The sequence below is a fragment of the Paenibacillus mesophilus genome, from assembly GCF_005938385.1.
Lineage (GTDB): Bacteria > Bacillota > Bacilli > Paenibacillales > NBRC-103111 > Paenibacillus_AB > Paenibacillus_AB mesophilus.
This window is the reverse complement of record NZ_VCRA01000041.1, coordinates 1-18,691: the sequence shown is the minus strand read 5'-3', so window position 1 is coordinate 18,691 and position 18,691 is coordinate 1. Positions and strand designations below refer to the sequence as shown.

Sequence of the window (18,691 nt, the reverse complement as noted above, 5' to 3'; positions counted from 1 at the left end):
GGCGGCGAAATCGACATGCCGTACCGATTTTGCGGGGACCCCGAAATTAATACTCTATATAGGCCAAAAAAACGCGAACGAAACAAATGTTCATTCGCGTTCTACATGGCCTTGCGTCCCGTCTTTTACAGCGCATTCGGCGGCGCGTCTCGACAGAAGCTCGCGTTCGCGCTCGTTTCGCGTCAACGAAGCGGCGAGCTCGAATTGCTCGCGTGCTTCGGCAACGCGGCCCAGCTTCATTAGAAAATCGCCACGAACGCTCGGCAGCAGGTGGTACCCTTTCAGAGACGGTTCGGAAGCCAGTTCATCGACGATTTGCAGACCGAACGCCGGACCGAACGCCATGGCGATCGCCACCGCGCGGTTCAGCTCCACGACAGGCGAAGGGCTCACCCGGGATAACGCTTCGTAAAGGGCGGCGATACGCGCCCAGTCGGTCTCCGAAGCGGTACGGGCCTGGGCGTGGCACGCGGATATCGACGCCTGAAGCGCGTAAGGACCTAGCGGGCGCCCTTGCTTCCGGGCACGCTCGAGCGCGGCCAAGCCGCGGCGGATCAGAAGCCGATCCCAGAGCGCCCGGTTCTGATCCATGAGGAGGATAGGCTCTCCCGTCGGCCCGACCCGGGTTTTAAACCGCGAAGATTGGATCTCCATCAAGGCGACCAGACCGTGAACCTCCGGCTCCGAGGGAGCGATTTCCGCCAGGATGCGCCCTAGACGGAGCGCCTCCCGGCAGAGCAGAGGTCGAATCCAACTCCCGCCTGAGGTCGCGTTATATCCCTCGTTGAACATGAGATAGATGACTTCGAGCACCGATGACAGGCGGTCCTTAAGCTCATCGCCCGCAGGAACTTCAAAGGCAACCCGCGCGGCGGTCAATGTCCGCTTGGCCCGGACGATCCGCTGAGCGACGGTCGATTCGGGGATTAAAAAGGCATGCGCGATTTCCTCCGTCGTGAGCCCCCCCAGCAGACGCAGTGTCAGAGCTACGCGCGCTTCCTGGGATAAAACGGGATGGCAGGTCGTAAAGATCAAACGAAGCAGATCGTCGCCAATCCCGTCCATCGACGATTCCAGATCGAGCTCGGTATATAAATCGCCGCCGCGTCCGAGCTCTTCATATTTCCGGTCGCGCAGCTTGTTCCTGCGCAGCAGATCGATCGCGCGGCGTTTCGCCGTCGCCATCAGCCAAGCGCCGGGGTTGTCCGGAATACCGGTTTCCGGCCACCGCTCAAGCGCGATGACGAGCGCATCCTGTGCCAGGTCTTCGGCAATGCCGACATCGCGCACCATCCGCGCAAGACCGGCGATGAGCTTGGCCGATTCGATGCGCCAGATCGCATCGATCGTACGGTGGGCAGCGATGTCCGTCACGATTTATTCAGCCTCTCCATCTGTTTGCGCAGCTCGGCCTCCTTCGCGATCAATTCAGGATTGTGCGTCAATTCGGGCGCCTCGAACACTTGCCTCAGCTCGATTTGGCCTTCGCCGAAGCCGTGCGGATCCGGCATGCGCATGGCCCACTCGATCGCTTCTTCTCTCGATTTGACCTCGATCAGCGTATAGCCGGCGATAATCTCTTTCGACTCGGTGAAAGGGCCGTCGACGACCTTCGGCTTGCCGCCCGGTTCGGGATAGGAGATCCGGATGCCGTTCGAGCTCGGATGGAGCCCGTCGGCCGCGAGCAGCACCCCGGCCTTGGCCAGCTCCTCGTTGTACCGCATCATCGCCGCGAACAGCTCTTCGCTGGGCCCTACGCCCGCCTCCGAATCTTGGGTAGCCTTGACAATCATCATAAACCTCATTGGATTGACTCCTCCTGATTGAGTATTGGAGACCGTTATGCTGCCTCCATATGGACGACGAATGAAAGTCCGCTAAATCGACATGCCGGATCAAAATGGATATGGCATTTCCTTTTAAGCTCCGATGGCAGCCGTTCAGGCTTCTTCCCAAAGCCGGCGCAAATTTTGCATGGCGATTCGGGAGGCCGATTTGCATTCCTCCATCCCCTCGAATTCCACCGTAATATACCCGTCGTATCCCGAGCTTTTTACGAGCTTTACGATTCTTCGAATATCGATATCGCCATGGCCGATAATGGCGCCGCGCAAGTAGTTGCCGTGCGCGGTTTTAAACCAAACGCCCTCTCCCGGATATTGATCGTACGGGCGAAAGTAAAAATCTTTGAAATGAATGAGAGAGGCGTACGGCAAGTTTTTCATGACCCCGATGATCGGATTCTCGTCCACACACATGAAATTGCCGATGTCGAGTGTAGTCTTGAAATTCGGACGGTCCACGGCCTGCAGTACGCGTTGTACGCGATCGCTGGCTTGAACGCTGAAGCCGTGATTTTCAATCGTCGTTGTGATTCCATACTGGCGGGCATAATCCGCAACGATCCGGCTGCCTCTGACGATGAGCGGCAAGCTTTCCTCAAACCAGGCGATCGTCATCTTTTCCGGCGGTATCGTAAAAGCGGTCACGTCATGGCGCATATGCTTCATGCCCAAACGATGAACAAGATCGACATGCTGCTTCATCCGGTTCATTTCTTCCTCGAATGCTTCTTCGGTTTCTTGTACGAAATTGGCCGGCATCGAATAGTTCGATAGTTCGATGCCGACTGAGCGCGCCTTCTCACGCACCTCATCCGTCAACGCGGGATTGTCCACCAACGTATAACCGTAAGGAACAAACTCCATATGCTCTCCGCCGTTGTCCGCAACCCATTGGATCGCGTCCAATATGTCCATTTCTCCCGACTTCAAAGCGTTCAGCAAGCTGTACGAGCTTAATCCGATTTTCACAGTCTCACCTCTTCGATTTAGTTCCCGCATCAACATAGGTTGTAACCGCATTCACCCCAAGTCATCTATTCATACATATCATTCTGAGGCTCCATATTCAAGTAAAACGGAAACACTTTGCGTGCATAACGGGCTCATTCGGATCCGAAATCCCACAAGAAAAACGGCTCCGTTCGCATCATTCGCGACATAGAGCCGTTGTTCAATCGTCACTGCTCCGCCATCTGCTGCCGATATAGGTGCCCGACCTGCGCAGCCGTTAACGGTTTGGAGAAAATCATCAAGTTGTCGATCGTCCCCGCCAGGAACCCCGTATCCGTCCCGGCCGGATTTTTGCCGATGGAGTCTCTTTGCGCCGGGAGCATCCGCTCGTAAGCGCGGCTGTTGAAATTGACGGTGCCGCCCGTAGGCGCCTGTTCCACACCGTCTACGTACAAGGCGATCCGGTTGCCCGCATAATCGAGGATCGCGACGATATGGTGCCGTTCCTCTCCCGCAGGATAAGCGAACTCTTTGTAGCGGTAACTGTCCGAAGAGACGCTTCTCCCCGCGACCCGGATGGCGTTGCCGTAAACGAGCACTTCCGCGCCGGCCGTACTGCCGTGGATTCTCGTGCCGAACAGCCAATGCGCCGTTGAATTGGCAATCGCGCGGGCTTCGACCCAGCCGGCCACTGTAATTCCCGGAGCACCTCTTAGCGCCATGCCGATGTCATAGCCCAAGTCCACATGATCGACCGTCCCGTCCAGTCGAATCCCGCCCCCATCCGCCTCGCGGACAGCACCCATGATCTTGGCGCCTCTGCCGTATCGGGAAACGTCCATGGCCGACGTCCCGCCCGACTCGTCGAATGTCCAGTAGCCCTCCAGACCGTCGTAGGCCAAGCTGACGATTTCTCCAGGTGCCAGCGCTTTCCCGTACACCTTGATTTCATCCAGCATGCCGTGAAAATAACCGCCGCCCGCCGGGCTGCGACCTATCGTGGCGGAATTCGGCGAAGAAACGGGACGATAGACGGAAGACTGGAATTTGGTCTGTCCGTTCTGCACCGGCACCTGTTCGACGCCGTCAAGGAACAACCGGATTTCATCTTTTCCGAAGTCCAGAACGGCAGCCGCATGATGCCATTCGCCGACGGAGGGGAACGGGAAATCTTTGTACCGGTACGTTTCGCCGGGCTTGCTTCTGCCGCCGACCCGGAGATGGCTGCCGTGCATGAGCAGCTCCGCCCCGGTCATGCCGGAGCCGGCCGGAACGCCGAACAGCCAATTTCCGTCTTGACCGGACCCAGACAAGGATGCCGCATTCAGCCAACCGGCAATCGTGATGGCCGTAGAACCGTCCAGCCGCGCCGCCATGTCACTCCCCAGATCGACGTAATCATCGACCCCATCGAATGTCAGAGCGCCGCCGATATAGCCTTGCGACCACAAGGCTCCATACACCGAAGCATGTACAGTTCCGTACACGTTGCCGAAGACCGAGCTGTCGGCTGCCGACGAGCCGCTTGTCTCATCGAACTTCCAATAGCCTTTCGGCGAATCGAGATAGCTCCGGAAATCGTGCAGCCGGTGAAACGTAATCCGATTGCTGTTGTGGTAATCGTCCGCCCCGCCGTACGAAGTTCTGGACAGGAAGAGGATTTCGTTGCCGTCGATTTGCCAATCGACATATTGGAAGCCGATCTTGTCGATCGAATCGAGCATGGAAAGTCCGGAATCGTCCGTAATCAGTGTCCGTACATAATCCCACTTCCGCAAATCGGAGGAGGCGTACAAGGAAAGCACGTTTCGCTGTCTCGGCTTGGACGGGTACGTACTGTTGTTGACGAGCGACAAATAGAGTCCGCTTGCTTCATCATACCGGATGCTGAACTTGCTCATCCCTCCGGGAAAATCGATGAATCCGGTCGCCGGGTCGAACGAGACGCCGCCGTTGTCCGCGGACACTTTGACTATGGCCGCCTTGTCCACCATCGGAGCGGAGTTGAAACGCAGCACGTCCCATATTTCCCCGTTCGGCGCGAGGATGGTATTCCCTTCCAGCCATCCGGGGTCCGTACTGCCCCATGACGACGGAGTCCACGATGGGTTGTAAGCGATTTCATTCGTGATCGTCCAATTGTCTGCGCGGAGCAGATCGGCGTCGTCCGGCGCGGAAATGACGAGCGCTTTGAAATTTTCCGGCCATACGTACGGATTGTTGCTCTCAAAAGCTTTATAGATCCGCCCGTTCGCCTTCAGCACAGGAGTCGGGGCCGTATGATACGCCGACGGCAAGTTCGCTCCGCCCGGAAACAACAGCCCGCTGTTCTCATCGGACGATACGGTCCATGTGGTTCCCCCGTCCGTGCTTTTGCGGATTACGATCGATTCCATCGGCCCCGAAGTACCGAGCAAATATACGGCGTCTTCGTGCTTGAACAGCGTCGCCCACATGATGCCGCTCAGCGTGGCGGCGGCAGTCCATGTCGCTCCGTTGTCGCTGGAGCGGTATACGGACGTCGTCTTCTTCGGGGAATTCGGGCCGAAATAGTCGTGCGAGACGAGCAGCGTGCCGTCGTCCAACCGGACCAGACTCGGGGAAGCGACATAACTCTGCTCGGACGCCTCGATGAACTTCACTTCGGAAACGAGCGACCGGGTGTAACCCGTATCGGCGGCCGCCGCCGCGGCAGCTTGATATTTCTCCGTCTTCGCGACGGGAACGGCCATGAAGATCATCCCCCAAACAACGATAATGGTCAGCCATTTGAATCGCGTGCGAATCATGATGCTCGCCCTCCGTTTCTAACCTATTTGGCTTTTTCCGCTTCTATCGCCTTGTTGGTCGCTTCTTCCGCCTCGCGAAGCGTCGTATTCAAATCTTTGGAGCCGTACACGTATTGGCGCAAAGCCTCGGTATATTTGCCCGATGCGATCGAATCGTACTTGGTCATCGGATAAGGCGCGGCCAAGTCGTTATAATAGAACGCCTTAATATTTTCCCTTTGTACAGGGTGGAGTTTTCCAGCAGATGCTTCTGCACTTCGGCTTTGTCGAGAATCGGCATCCATCCGTTTTTGGCCGCCTCGGTTTGGGCGTCATCGGACAGCAAATTGGCGATGACGCGGAACGCCGCATCTTTGTTTTTGCCCGTCTTCGGGATCACCATGCCGTTGGCGAACACGCCGACTCCGACTTTGGCCTTGTCCTTGAACGCCGGGAACGAAGCGATGTCCCATTTGCCGCCGGTCTTCTCATAATCGGTCAAGTTGCCTTCCGGCATGGCGATATCGGGGAACATCGCCACATTTTTGTCCTGGACGAACCGGTTGCGGCCGGAATACAAATTTTTCGCTTCCGGCGTCCTGTTGCCCGGTATGTCGTGGATCGTCTTCCACGTTTCGAACACATTCCTCCAGCCGTCGCTCTGAATCGTCGCTTTGTTCGACCCTGCATCGACATACGGCAGCGAAAGCTGGGAGGGTAAGCGGTTAAACGCGCCCATCTGCAGTCCGAGATACTGGACCCCGTCCTTCTGGACGGTCAGCTTCCTGGCCAGCCCCACGTAGTCGTCCCACGTCATCCCGTCCTTCGGATACGGCACGCCCAATATGTCGAAAATGTCTTTGTTGTAGTAGGTGGCGAACGTATTGAGCGTGATCGGCAAACTGTACAGCTCGCCGTTCTTGGCGAAATTTTTCACGAATTGGATCGATTGCTTGTTCATCGAGGCGATATCGAACTTGTGCTGCTTGACGAGCTCGTTCAAATCCGCCGGAATGTCCACATCGATCAGATCGCGCAAATTCGTAACCCCGTCCACGATAATGTCAGGCAGGCTGTTCGTCACGATCATATCTTTATATTGATTCGGTCCGGTGCACGCCACGTTCTGCAACGTGATGTTCGGATATTTCTTCTTCGTCGGATTGACGTAAAACTTCGCGAATTCCTCGTCGGTAACTTGGAAGCATTTAAAGAACACGGATAGCGTAACCGGCTGATCCGCCGTCGTTCCGGCTCCGTTCCCGGTGCTTTTGCCGCCCGTTCCGCCGCATCCGGTTATGAATAACACGGTAAAGAGCGAAACTATTCCCAATCTCCGCATACGGATTTCCCCCCCTAGCCTTTTGATGAGCTTTGAATCGTGAATACCATTCATGCCGCTTATCGTTCCTCATTGCATAACAACGTTCTTCAAAAATAGTGAAATACTTGACCCGCTTGCATCTCTTATCTCTTCGGCCACCTCTTCCTTGTGGAGTGCCACGCCTTATTTCAAGCCCATTCTACCGCGCTGCGGCAGCTCAAACTTTCATGTTTCGGCGGTATCATTATACGATTTGGCTTTTCTGCGCCGAGGGGGCGGACGGTCCAAATAAATGCTTGATCGGACGGTTTCGGCGAATATAATGATCTTAACGGAACACATGCGGCACCCATCATGCATGACGAAGAGGAGGAGCATTCATGCTGGCCCAGATCGATTTTATGTTCAGAAGGTCACGGACTGCCCGCACTTATATGCGTCTGCATCAGCATCGCTGCTGCGAGATCGTCTATTACGCCTCGGGAGAGGGCTTGACCCGCGTGGACGGCACCGAATACCGCTATGGAACCAACACGTATGCCGTTATTCCGCCAAGCACGCCGCACGATGAATACCGGGACGAGGATACCGAAGTATTGTGCATCGGCTTCAGTCTCACCGGCCGGGATGTGCCCTCCTTGCAGCAGGGGCTGTTCCGGGATTCCCCCTCTTCCCCGATCCTCGGCATGCTTCTGGACATCATGGCGGAAATGCAGGAGAAAGATGCCTATTACGATCAACTGCTCAAGCTGCGCATCAGCGAAATCGTCATCGAGCATCTCCGTGCCGTCGCTTCGTCCGAGACCGTCTCTGCGGACGATCATTTGCACTATACCCGGACTTATATGGACGAGAACTTCAATCAGAAAATATCGGTCAAGGAGCTTGCCGCCTTGTCGGGCTACAGCTACCATCACTTCCGGCATATGTTCAAAACGCAGTTCGGCCTTTCTCCGATCCAATATTTGATCGGCAAAAGGCTGGAGCATGCGCGCAGCCTGCTTCGCTATACCGATTTGCCGATTACGTCCATCACGACCGAGTGCGGCTTCTCCAATGACGCCCAATTTTGCACGATTTTCAAGCGGGAGCTGCGCGAAACGCCCCTCTCCTTCCGGCAAAACCGCTACAGCAACACGCTGTACAGCTCTTCGTGAACATCCGTTATAGCATTAACGATTCATCTCATGTAATATGTTGGTTTGAGCAAGTCAATTCGGGAGGTGCCGGCAAGTGGAAACGAAACAAGCTTCGGGGGCAGACAATAGTTTAATACGCGAAAGATTATATACGTTTAACGACGCCTGGACGGAATGGCTTGCGGGAAACAAGTTTCCCGTCGCTTTCTTCGGAGACAGTACGTTCGATGGGGCGAACACGACGGAATGGGTGCGCAATACGCTCGGTACCGACAACCTGTCGCCCAACGCGTTCTCGAACGTATTGGAGCGTTTGCTGCGGCAAGCTACGAACAATCCCGCGCTGCGGATTTACAATGCGGGATTCAGCGGTCAAGTCGCCCGTTGGGCCGTTACGGTCCTGGACCAGGAGTTCGGCGAAGCTTCCGCCTACAACGACGTCAAGATGATCGGGATCGGCTTCGGCATCAACGACCGGCTCGGATTCCCGAACGAGAAAGCATACCGGGACAGCTTCAAGGCATCGGTCAAACAGATGATCGAATGGTGCTATTCCGGAGGCATCCAGCCGTTTCTCCTTACGACCCAAGCGACCGTGGAGCCGGGCGTATTGACCCAATATGCCGAGACGTATCCGATGAGAACGAGCGAGCATATTTATTCCGTCGCGAACGAAGTCAAGCGGGAGCTGGCCGATCAATACGGCCTTCAGCTTATCGATCTGAACAAGTTCACCGAGATGTTCCTGTTGTACTCCTCGGTCCCGGCGCGAACCATTATCTCGGACAGGCTGCATTTCGGAAATATCGGCCATAAGGCGGAAGCGGAATATATTTTCTCGCGGTTCTCTCCCCGGACGATCGTAGTGGACGGCTATGCCAAAATCGACTATTCGAGCCAGCAGGTGTTCGATTGCGTGCCGGAAGATTGGCTGACGATGCCGGAATCGCCGACGGATTGCTTCAAGGTGTATGTCGATTATGCGAAAGCCGACGCAGCCGACATCGGCATCATGTCCGCCTGGGTGTTCGTCAGCTCCAAGAAGAAGCTGACCTTGAAAGCTTATAAGTCGGAGTCCGCCGGCACTTACGTCCGGGTGAACGGAGTGCGCAAAGCTTTAACCGGACCGGAAACCGTGCTGGAACAGATCGACATCGGGCTGTACAAGCTGGAAGTATTCACGGGCGAGTCGGCGAGGGCGGATTTCAAGGGGTTTATTTTGGAGTAGTGGAAGAAAGGGGCGGCTGCGCGCGTTCGGGCCGGAAGTGCGCAGCTGATTAACGGTCTTTTGGAGCAAACCCCTCTTATTTCGATGACGGCTTCCGGACAAACAAAAACTCCCCCGCCCGAGGGAGTTTTTCCGTTTCCGTTTTTAGGAAAGGGTGCGCTCAAGCCGCTCGCATAAAGCGATGTCGTCGATCTGGCCGGACAAATAAAGCTGGAGCGGGCCGGACATTTTTCGCAGCTGCCAGTTGGCCAGATTCAAATCTTGCTGAACCCGGAAGGACGGCATAATTTCTTTGAACAAGTTGTAGCGGGAAGGGCGCTCGCCGTCATCCGGCCGGATCTCGTCGGCTACTTCCTTATGGACCGGGATGCTGAGAGAGCGGGAGCCGATCAGCCTCTGGGCTCTTGGCGATCGCAAATATTCCATGAACGTGCGGGCCGCTTCCTTATGTCTGGACTGTCCATTGACGCCTACCCCGATCGAGATCGCGTTGGTCAGCGGATGATGAATAAACGGCATCGGCGATATATCGTAATCGATACCGCTTCCTTTCAGCCGCGTCAAGGTACTGTAACCGATGACCGTCATGGAAATGCGTCCTTCTCTAAACCTTTGGATAAAATCGATCTCCCTGTCATTCCAGGACGGGGGAAAGACGGACGGATCCGCGACGATTTCCCGGTAAAACCGCATGCACTCCATAAACTTCCCGTCCGGGCTTATCTCGAAACGGCCGTTGGCACTCCGCTCGAACTTCACGCCGTTCTGCAAGAGCAGGGCAGGCCAAATATTGATGGACAACGGATCGAAGTAAAGCCCGTACGAATCGCTTCCAGTGAGGAGCCTCGCATTTTTGATCATATCGCCCCACGTCCAAGTGCTGTCCGGCTCCAGAAGTCCCTTCTCGCGGAAATGGGCTTTGTTGTAGCACAATATAAGAGGAGAAAACGTCACGGGCTGCACGTAGCGCCGTTCCCCGACGGAAAACACATTCGCCAGAAAACGGTAAACGCCCGGAAGATTGCCCTCCAGCGGCTCCAGTAAAGACAGCTTGTCCTGTACCGCAAAGTCCTGAAACGTATCCTGATTCAGCGTCACCGCGTCGATAACGCCGCTGTCCAGCATTTGGCTGAACATATAGTAGTGATCCGTATTGACCAATATCGTCTTCACGCTGATGGACGGATGCTGCGCCTGAAAGTCAGCGATCAACGGCTCGAGCGCAAAGTCGTGGACGACCGTCGCATAGCAGGCGATCACCAGCGTCACCCGCGCAAGCTCGGGGGCTTTGACTACCTTCGCGCCTACGCGCCTTTCTTTGACGACCATGCCCCGTTCGACCAGAAGATCGATGCCTTTACGGACCGAACGCGGACCCATCTTGTATAGTTCCGCCAGCGCGGTTTCGGAAGGAAGAGGATCGCCTACGCCGTACACGCCTTCGGCAATGTCCCTCTCCAACTTTTCAACCATTCGGTTCAGCCTGGAATGAAATGTTTTGCGGCTTTCTTTCTCCTCGTTGCGCAACGGTTTCTACTCTCCTGTCCAATAGCCGGAGCTTTGCTTCCTTCATTTTGTATCGTTCATGGTTCAATGTCAACAGACGCATCTGCCGGAGCAAAAGCCCGACCCTGCTCGGGCCGGGCATTCCGGAAGTCAGACGTAATACTGAACGAAACATTCGATCAAAGTGACGCCGCCTGCATTCGTATCGGCCGGCGAATCCCCTTGCCGGGACAGCCGGAAAGCGACGTATTTGCCCTTGAGCCCCCCGCTTTCGAAGTTATAGGCGACATTGACCTTGTTGATTCCCGCTGTCAGGCTGGCGTTGAAAAGGGTATCCGTCCCCAATGGGGCATTGGTCGCCGTATCGATGGCGGCAAGGCGGAACGATGCCGTACCCGCCTGCTCGGCATGGACGCATACATCTACGGCCCCCCGGTTGGCTATTCCGGTCCCGAAGGCGACGAAACCCAACCACCCGTCCGTCACGGTATCGGGGCCGGCGGCGACATTGCCGAGCGAGAACGAGCTGCGTGTCGGATTGCCGTACTGAAGCGTATTGTTGATGACCGGCTGGCCGGTCACACTGAGCAGCGACCTCGTATCGAACAGGCCGCCCCGCACCCCGTTGGCTACGATCTCGTTCAGGACAAGCGCATTCTCATAACCGTGGAAAGAGCAGGCCGGATCGACATACAGCCCAATCGCTTTATTCACGACTATAGCCCGCTTGCAGCCGGAAGATCCCCGCAGAAAGATGCTGCCCCTCACGGCTATCCCGTAAATCGTAGCCAGCGGATCGTCGACATCGATCGCAATGTCGGACCCGTTGTTCACATTGGCGGTGCCGTTCGATTCGAAGTAGACGCCGTCAAAGTTCACTTGACGTGTTCCGTTTTCCAACCTGGCGCCGAACTGGGTGTTTCCTTCGATGGCCGTACCGAAGAAGTTGACTCCCAGCGGAGAACGGGAGCGGAACCCTACCCCGTTTCCTTGCAGCTCGCCGCCGACGAACGAAACGCCGTTAAAACCGACATTCGGCGGGGAGTCGCTTCTTACGATATCCACCCCTACCGCGAAGCGCTGCGCGACCAGATTGAATACCGACGCGATCCATCCGCCGCGAATGCGGCATCCGGTCCCTTGGCCGGCGGTCTCGCTGTACAGGAACAAATTTCTCAGAGACCAGCGGGTAGGCGCCGTATTAACATTGGCATCGATAATGTCGAGCGCGATCTGTCCGGTTCCGGCGGTGGTGATCAAGAAATTTTCCAAGCTGAATTCTTTGGACTCCGTTCCGCTCAGAACGACCCCGCCCGACGTAAAGCGAAGATTCGTGCTTCGGCCGTATCCGGCGACACAGCTGCCTTTGGTGAAATATACGTTGTCCGTACATAAATAGGTCGCCTTCGACGACAGCTGGATGCCCCCGTGAGCGGCCGCGCATCGGGTAATTTGGCGCTGGCTCGGGATGACGCCGCCAGGATCGGCGCCAAACATCTCGGGAGTGATTGCCGCATCTCCGATTCTCGTGTAGCAGCCTTGGCCTGCCGCATCCGCCGCGAACCAATTCGCCACTTGTCCGTCGTTCGTCCAATCCGTCGGAAACGGCCGATTCGGATCGATTACGGTTCCGCCGTTATGAACGCCCTTACCGCGCGAAGCATCCCAAACATAGGTGCCGCCGCCATGCGATGTGCCCGCCCGGTAGCCTTTCACACAGAAGCATTGCCCGTCGTGCAGCTCCGACTCGTCCAAGGCTATCAAGTCGGCCAGACTGTCCAAGCAGATGGCGCAGTTAGCGCCGACAGCCTCTTTCCCGAATCCGACCACACTGCCCGATACTGCGATGGCACCCGCCGCGGCCGCCCCGATCGTCGCCAGCACCTTCCTGCGGCTGATGAATCGACTTTCCCGTCCGGCCTGTTTTTCTTCCATGCGGATCACTCTCCTTATATACATGATCGGTCATTTCAACTGCGCTTCGATTTTTTTGTTGGCCCGCTCTTCCGCTTCCCGCAGGGCGGTATTGATATCTTTGGCGCCCGAAGCGACGTCCGTCCCCGCAATATTGAGCTCGGGGCTCGCCAGTTTCTCGTAGTTCGTGCTGTAAGGCAGCGGGGCCGTTTTATGCTTGAAAATCGCCTCGATATTTTTGCCTTTAACGAGCTCGTACTTGGTGCCGAACTGTTTTCGGATCGCATCCGAATTCAAAGCGGTAATTTTGCCGTACTGCGATAACAGAGACTGCACTTCTTCCGAGGTCGATATGTACGATACGGCCTGAAAAGCCTGCTCCTTGTATTTGCTCCCCTGGGAAACAAGCAAGTAAATCGGCTTGGCTGCGCCGGATATGCCGGGCGCCTCTTTATGCTGCGGAATGGAGGCCATATCCCAGTTCAGCTTCTGCCCGCTCTTCTCCACGCTTTCGACGAAACCGAGCATCGGATTCAGCCACTGCGTGAGCATCGCCATTCTGTTTTCTTTGTAGAACGCCTCGTTGGGCAAATTCGTAATTCCCGTTCCGTGAATATCCCGGACTACGGTAAGGGCCCGCTTCCACAGCTCGTTTTGAAAATCGGCCTTTCCCGTCTGCTTGTTAATGATCGGAATTCCCCACTGCATCCCGACCGTATGCAAATTGCCCCAGCGCACGCCTTCGTATTGAACCTGATCTTCCTTGCGCGTCAGCCGTTTGGATAGACCCACAAGATCGTCGTAAGTCATTTGATCGGTCGGGTAAGCAACGGCAAACTTGTCGAACAGGTCTTTGTTGTAGAACAGCATGAATTTATCGACATACCACGGCAGACCGAATAATTCGCCTTTGGGTCCGACGTTCCGGATGCCTTGCACAGGCGACGGGTCCATCTGATTCAGACTGACCTTGTACTTTTCTATGAAAGGGTTCAGATCGAGCGGATACGCATAGTCCGTAACGGCGGACAAATTGGGATAATCGGTTATGACGATATCCGGGGGCGTCCCTTGCTCGATCATCTTCTGGAAACTGACTCCTCCTCCCGTGTTCACGTACTCGATCGTAATATGGGGATATTTCTTCTTCACCGGTTCTCCGATAAACTGATCGACCGCCTCCTTCGTAATTAACGTGGCGAAATACATAATCTTCAGCGTAGCCGGTTCGGCCGCAACCATTGCATTCGCTTCGGGTGCTTTCCGCCCGGAATCGTTTGCTGTCTCCTGCTTCATTCCCCCGCATCCGGCGATCATACTTGCGGTAAGAGCGAACATCGTACACGCGTAAATCGGTTTGCGAAACATCGCTTGACCCCCTTTAAATGGTAACGCTTTCATTTCCGCAATGGTATGGATTCTTGAGTACAGTGCCATGCTTGAAACACGTCTTTCTCGAAAAGGAGTATCCCCTCCTCCATTATAATATTAGGTCCTATCTACATCACATATTACAGTTTATTACTTTACCAACTACAACTGCGATGTTATAGGATCTAATTCTGAGACCCATTATAATTCGCCTTCCACATCCTGTAAAGGGGGGGTTTTAACGTTTTTGGCCCTTTAAATCACAAAAACACAAATATATATGCAAAAAAGTGGATTTTCATTGTCCTATGGGCCGTAAATAGGACGTTATACTAATTTTAAATTATGATTTTTGGATGTAGATAGGATGTACAATTTTCTGGCTACACAAAAAAAGAGACTGTCTCTCGACAGCCTCTACGTACAACCTGCAGTTATTCTGTTTCCCACTGACATAAGCTCGAATTTACAGTATTCCGTATGTCCTCACGGCATCTTATTTCTTCGCCTTCTCCTCGTCGATCTTCTTGTTGATGATCTCTTCCGCTTCCCGCAGCGCCGTATTGATATCTTTCCCGTTGAAGGCGACTTCCTTGAATTTCTTCACCATCTCTGTGCCGGCGATCGAATCGTATTTCGTTACCGAGCTCGGCGAAGGGGCCGGTGTACCGGAAACGAAGGCAATCACGTTTCTCCCTTTCGTATGCGGCATGTCCGCGGCGAACGACTTCTTGATTTCGGGCTTTTTCAAGATGGAGGGCTCGCCGATCCGGGAACGCTCGGTTTGAATCTCTTCGGAGAGCAGATGCGCCACCACACGGAACGCTTCATTCTTGTTCTGGCTCGTCTTGGAGACGTACAGTCCCGATACGACCGGCTGTATGCCCGTCTTCGGACCGCTTGCGAACGTAGGCAGCGTGACCATATCCCAGTCCAAGCCGTTCTGGGTCGATTCGATCAAAGGACTCAAAATGTTGGGGACGGCGAACATCGCGACCGTCTTGTCTTTCAGGAAAGGATTGAACACGTTCGGCAGCGCACCCGGATTGTTGCCGTCGATATCGTAAAACCGTTTCATAGCCGCAAACACCGTCTTCCAGCCGTCCGTCTGGACGTTCGCTCTGTCCGTCTTATTGTCGACGAACGGCAAAGACAATTGATTGTACGGGATTTGGAAATCGGCGACAAAGTCGAAGCCGCGGTATTTGACGCCGCCGTCGGTGCGGGCCATTTTCTTGGCCAGCTCGTACACTTCATCCCAGTTCATCCCATCCTTCGGGTAAGCGACCCCGAACTTGTTGAACAGGTCTTTGTTGTAATACAAGGCGGCATGGCCTTGCCCTACGGGAAGTCCGTATATTTTCGCATCCTTCTTATCGATCTTCAAGCTGTCCAGACTGACGGGATCGATCCCGCCCGCATCGAAGCCGTTCGCCTTCATCAGCGGCGTCATGTCGTCCAAGATGCCCAGATCGTTATACTCGAATGTCGATTTGATCCCCGAGCCTTGAATGATGTCCGGCACCCGATTCGCCATGACCAGATCGGCCAGGCTCGACCCTTTCTCGTTTTTGACATGGACGAGCGTAATGTGCGGATATTTCTTCTTGATCGGCTCCACCCATAAGTTATTCCACAAATACTCCGAATAGTTCGATGGATTAAACACCGTAATCGTAACCGGTTTGTTGACTTCCGCAGCCGGCGCCGCCTCCTTCGGTCCCCCGCCGCCGCAGCCGGCCATCACCACGCTGACCGACACCATGAACGCAGCAAGAAGTGCCGTTCGTTTTGTTTTGTTCACCGTAGAACCTCCCGTAACCGATATGTTTTTGTGCTCGAAGCGCAGCCGCAGCGGACAGTTCCCGTTCCCGCCGCCCCCTTTATCGTATTGCGCCGCCCTCGCTTGCCCTATGGTTAAGCGCTTGCACCATTAGATTACTGCATGGGGCTGTATTCTGTATTTGGTATAAATCCGGTAATTCGACGGCATAGAAGTCGTGCTTTCCGCCTCCGTTTGTACAAAAACGACTTTTGCCCGCGTCCCCGAGAAGACATGCGCCGACTGTCCGCGAACGATAAGGTCAATTATGTGCAAACCGGATAGGGCTGCCGCCGTATACCGGAGATCTTTCGCCGAATATAAACCAAATACACGCGGCGTTCAATTTGATACAGTAGCAACAGGAGGAAGGACCAACCTTCCCGCTATAAGCATACGCAAGGAGGTATCGGGATGGACAGAACGCTTAAGTCGTCGCCATGGAACTTGGAGCAGTTGCATCGTTCCCCGCGAATATATCCGTCCGACGTGAAGGCCGCGAACGGCATTCACTCGATTTTTTATGAAGGGCTGCCCTTCAAGGGAAAAGAAACGCGCGTCTTCGCCTATTACGGATTGCCGGAAGTGGCGGACAAGGAGAAAGTGCCTGCCGTCGTACTCGTTCATGGAGGCGGGGGCACCGCCTATGAAGAATGGGTGAGCTTGTGGACGAACCGGGGATACGCCGCTATTGCGATGGATTTGGAGGGGCACCTTCCGCTCGGGGCAGCCGGAATGAACAAGCGGTTCAGCCATTCGTGGTCCGGCCCGATCCGGGAAGGCATTTTTGTGGATTGCGACCAGCCCGTGGAGGAGCAGTGGATGTACCATGCCGCGGCCAATGTCATGCTGGCCCATTCCCTCCTTCGCGATATGCCGCTTGTGGACCCGCAGCGGATCGGAGTAACGGGGATATCGTGGGGCGGTATCGTCACCAGTCTTGTCGCTGGAATCGACAACCGGTTCGCGTTCGCCATTCCCGTCTACGGATGCGGCTTTCTGTACGAAGCCCATAATCAATGGGGTCAGCGATTCGTGGACATGGGGGAAGCAAGCGCCGAGTCGGTCAAACGGCTGACCGAGCCGTCCGCTTATTTGTCCCGCGTGGCGATGCCGACGCTGTGGGTGAATTGGCTCTATGATCCTTATTTCGGCATGAACATTTTCAGCAAATCGTATGTCGCCGCCAAAAATGGAATCGAGCAATCCGGCATGTGCATCTATCCCCGCCTCGGACATTCTCACCCGCTCGGCTGGAAGCCTGCCGAAATCTATGCGTTCGCGGACAGTATCGTTCTCGGCGGCGAGCCTTTGCTTCGTCTTGGTGAACCTAGGGAGGAGAATGGGGTCGTCTCTGTCGCCTGCGATTGGGCCGACGGGAATGAACCCGTCCAGGCAGAGCTGTTCTATACGAGCAATTGCGATAACTGGCAGCAATGCGAATGGACAACGGCCGATTGTACGCTCGACCGGGCGGATGACTGCGTCTATGTTCGCCTTCCGCAGGACGCCCGGGCTTATTTCATAAACGTGCTCGATTCGCGCGGATGTACGGCCAGTACCCGTGTCGTCGTGCGTTGATCAAGTTTACACGCCGCTCCCCGGTACCTTATAGTGAAGGTATTACGACTGTTGACGGGAATGGGTGGGTTACGATGATCATTCGCACATATCACAATGTGGTCGATGACAAGAAGAAATTCATGGGCGGAGGCACACACCCGTTCTACGAAATTTTGTGCATCACCCGCGGAGAGGTAACGCTCGAGTTCATGAACGAATCGTTCCGCTCCGGGAGCCGTACGTTGTTTCTAATTCCGGATAACGTCCCGCACCATCTGTACAAAAAGTCCGAGTCGGCCGCATACTGGTACTTGGAGCTGGAGAAAGGGGCGGGGCCGCTCTTGCAGACCGCTTCGTTCCCTTCCGTCGGCGAAGCGATCGAATGGAACCGCATACAGAGCGACGGCGAAGCATTGTCGGCCGGCATCTCCGGACTTGCCGAGCTGATCGCCTCGACCAGCGAGTCGATCGCGGCCGCCATGAATAACGAGAGCTTATCCCGGCACGGCGAATTGCGCGAGCGGATCGTCCTGCATGATGTAAGCAAGCTGTTCCTGCAAATTACCGCAGCTCTCAAGCAGCACCGTCAGCCGGATGCGGCAAATCCGGAGCCGGCTGAGGCGCATCCGAACAAGCAGCTCGTTCAAGATTTGATGCAGTATATGGAATCCGCCTATTTGCACGAGGTGAAGCTGCAAATGCTGGCGTCGCGGGCCCATCTGGACTCCTCCTATCTGATCCGCCTCTTCAAGGAGCACACGGGGACGACCCCTTACCAATATTTGCAGGAATTGCGCATGAACGCGGCCAAAAGCTATTTGACCAACACGAGCTTGACGGTCAAAGATATCGCCGAGACGAACGGCTTTCCGAGCATCCATTACTTCAGCCGGCAGTTCAAGAAACGGTACGGCATGAGCCCTAGCCAGTGGCGGCAAGCCCAGGCGGCGGAGTAGGCGGCGGCGCCCGCCGGGCGGGTACGGGCTGTTTGCGCAGATAAGGTGCATATGCGCACTATATCCACCGAAGTGCCGCGAACCCGGACAGTTAGTGTTCAAATGTACGTTATTCCTTTCGTGGAAGGACTGGATGCCCAAGAAATAGGGGGAATCTGCGAGGATAAGGTACAAATGCGTTACTACTTAGGTTCCATAATCATCCAAAACGAAATTCACCACAAAGGACGGAGGTTAGGGAGGTGAGGACCGGGAGGCCTTGCTTACGGAGGGTAGAGATAAAACTGCGGGCACGAGCAAACTGT

At 55.2% G+C, this 18,691-nt stretch carries 14 protein-coding genes; 4 read left to right on the top strand and 10 right to left on the bottom strand.

The window, feature by feature from the left end; translation table 11 throughout:
• Positions 1-90: 90 nt before the first annotated feature.
• The 6 genes from FE783_RS34405 to FE783_RS34385 all read right to left on the bottom strand — a co-directional run bounded on the left by FE783_RS34405 (position 91) and on the right by FE783_RS34385 (position 6,905).
• Positions 91-1,374 (bottom strand): RNA polymerase sigma factor, encoded by a 1,284-nt coding sequence (locus FE783_RS34405; protein ID WP_138883931.1) that lies wholly within the window; start codon positions 1,372-1,374, stop codon positions 91-93.
• A complete protein-coding gene (locus tag FE783_RS34400; protein ID WP_138883930.1) occupies positions 1,371-1,805 on the bottom strand; it encodes a YciI family protein in 435 nt (144 codons plus the stop codon). The genes FE783_RS34405 and FE783_RS34400 overlap by 4 nt, the downstream gene beginning before the upstream one ends.
• 135 nt (positions 1,806-1,940) lie before the next feature.
• Positions 1,941-2,813, bottom strand: coding sequence for a sugar phosphate isomerase/epimerase family protein (locus tag FE783_RS34395; protein ID WP_138883929.1), 873 nt, complete (start codon positions 2,811-2,813; stop codon positions 1,941-1,943).
• Positions 2,814-3,022: 209 nt separating this feature from the next.
• Positions 3,023-5,584, bottom strand: coding sequence for a LamG-like jellyroll fold domain-containing protein (locus tag FE783_RS34390; RefSeq protein ID WP_138883928.1), 2,562 nt, complete (start codon positions 5,582-5,584; stop codon positions 3,023-3,025).
• Between the two features lie 23 nt (positions 5,585-5,607).
• Positions 5,608-5,751: a hypothetical protein gene (locus FE783_RS37780; RefSeq protein ID WP_158302187.1), complete on the bottom strand. Its 144-nt coding sequence runs from the start codon at positions 5,749-5,751 to the stop codon at positions 5,608-5,610.
• Complete coding sequence (locus FE783_RS34385; protein WP_158302186.1) at positions 5,748-6,905, bottom strand: ABC transporter substrate-binding protein; 1,158 nt, start codon at positions 6,903-6,905, stop codon at positions 5,748-5,750. Before FE783_RS34385 ends, FE783_RS37780 begins: the two co-directional genes overlap by 4 nt.
• Before the next feature lie 362 nt (positions 6,906-7,267).
• Between FE783_RS34385 and FE783_RS34380 the strand changes: the two genes are divergently transcribed.
• The gene (locus tag FE783_RS34380) at positions 7,268-8,044 is read left to right on the top strand and encodes an AraC family transcriptional regulator (RefSeq protein ID WP_138883926.1); all 777 of its coding nucleotides are present in this window, start codon (positions 7,268-7,270) and stop codon (positions 8,042-8,044) included.
• Positions 8,045-8,120: 76 nt separating this feature from the next.
• On the top strand, positions 8,121-9,254 hold the full coding sequence (locus tag FE783_RS34375; RefSeq protein WP_138883925.1) for an SGNH/GDSL hydrolase family protein: 1,134 nt from the start codon (positions 8,121-8,123) through the stop codon (positions 9,252-9,254).
• A 144-nt stretch (positions 9,255-9,398) separates the two neighbouring features.
• On the opposite strand, the gene FE783_RS34370 is transcribed toward FE783_RS34375, so the two are convergent.
• From FE783_RS34370 to FE783_RS34355, 4 genes are all read right to left on the bottom strand, one after another.
• On the bottom strand, positions 9,399-10,781 hold the full coding sequence (locus FE783_RS34370; protein WP_138883924.1) for an extracellular solute-binding protein: 1,383 nt from the start codon (positions 10,779-10,781) through the stop codon (positions 9,399-9,401).
• A 129-nt stretch (positions 10,782-10,910) separates the two neighbouring features.
• Positions 10,911-12,695, bottom strand: coding sequence for a hypothetical protein (locus FE783_RS34365; RefSeq protein ID WP_138883923.1), 1,785 nt, complete (start codon positions 12,693-12,695; stop codon positions 10,911-10,913).
• 30 nt (positions 12,696-12,725) lie between these two features.
• Complete coding sequence (locus tag FE783_RS34360; RefSeq protein WP_158302185.1) at positions 12,726-14,042, bottom strand: ABC transporter substrate-binding protein; 1,317 nt, start codon at positions 14,040-14,042, stop codon at positions 12,726-12,728.
• A 499-nt stretch (positions 14,043-14,541) separates the two neighbouring features.
• The gene (locus FE783_RS34355; RefSeq protein WP_138883921.1) at positions 14,542-15,849 is read right to left on the bottom strand and encodes an ABC transporter substrate-binding protein; all 1,308 of its coding nucleotides are present in this window, start codon (positions 15,847-15,849) and stop codon (positions 14,542-14,544) included.
• A gap of 432 nt (positions 15,850-16,281) precedes the next feature.
• Between FE783_RS34355 and FE783_RS34350 the strand changes: the two genes are divergently transcribed.
• Both FE783_RS34350 and FE783_RS34345 read left to right on the top strand, forming a co-directional pair.
• Positions 16,282-17,448 (top strand): alpha/beta hydrolase family protein, encoded by a 1,167-nt coding sequence (locus tag FE783_RS34350; RefSeq protein WP_138883920.1) that lies wholly within the window; start codon positions 16,282-16,284, stop codon positions 17,446-17,448.
• Positions 17,449-17,522: 74 nt separating this feature from the next.
• The gene (locus tag FE783_RS34345) at positions 17,523-18,386 is read left to right on the top strand and encodes an AraC family transcriptional regulator (RefSeq protein ID WP_158302184.1); all 864 of its coding nucleotides are present in this window, start codon (positions 17,523-17,525) and stop codon (positions 18,384-18,386) included.
• The last annotated feature ends 305 nt before the right edge of the window (positions 18,387-18,691 follow it).

Coding starts and splice junctions, on each gene's coding strand:
- FE783_RS34360 (WP_158302185.1), bottom strand. CDS start 14,042: ATGTTTCGCAAACCGATTTACGCGTGTACGATGTTCGCTCTTACCGCA.
- FE783_RS34400 (WP_138883930.1), bottom strand. CDS start 1,805: ATGAGGTTTATGATGATTGTCAAGGCTACCCAAGATTCGGAGGCGGGC.
- FE783_RS34350 (WP_138883920.1), top strand. CDS start 16,282: ATGGACAGAACGCTTAAGTCGTCGCCATGGAACTTGGAGCAGTTGCAT.
- FE783_RS34390 (WP_138883928.1), bottom strand. CDS start 5,584: ATGATTCGCACGCGATTCAAATGGCTGACCATTATCGTTGTTTGGGGG.
- FE783_RS37780 (WP_158302187.1), bottom strand. CDS start 5,751: ATGACCAAGTACGATTCGATCGCATCGGGCAAATATACCGAGGCTTTG.
- FE783_RS34365 (WP_138883923.1), bottom strand. CDS start 12,695: ATGGAAGAAAAACAGGCCGGACGGGAAAGTCGATTCATCAGCCGCAGG.
- FE783_RS34385 (WP_158302186.1), bottom strand. CDS start 6,905: ATGCGGAGATTGGGAATAGTTTCGCTCTTTACCGTGTTATTCATAACC.
- FE783_RS34345 (WP_158302184.1), top strand. CDS start 17,523: ATGATCATTCGCACATATCACAATGTGGTCGATGACAAGAAGAAATTC.
- FE783_RS34380 (WP_138883926.1), top strand. CDS start 7,268: ATGCTGGCCCAGATCGATTTTATGTTCAGAAGGTCACGGACTGCCCGC.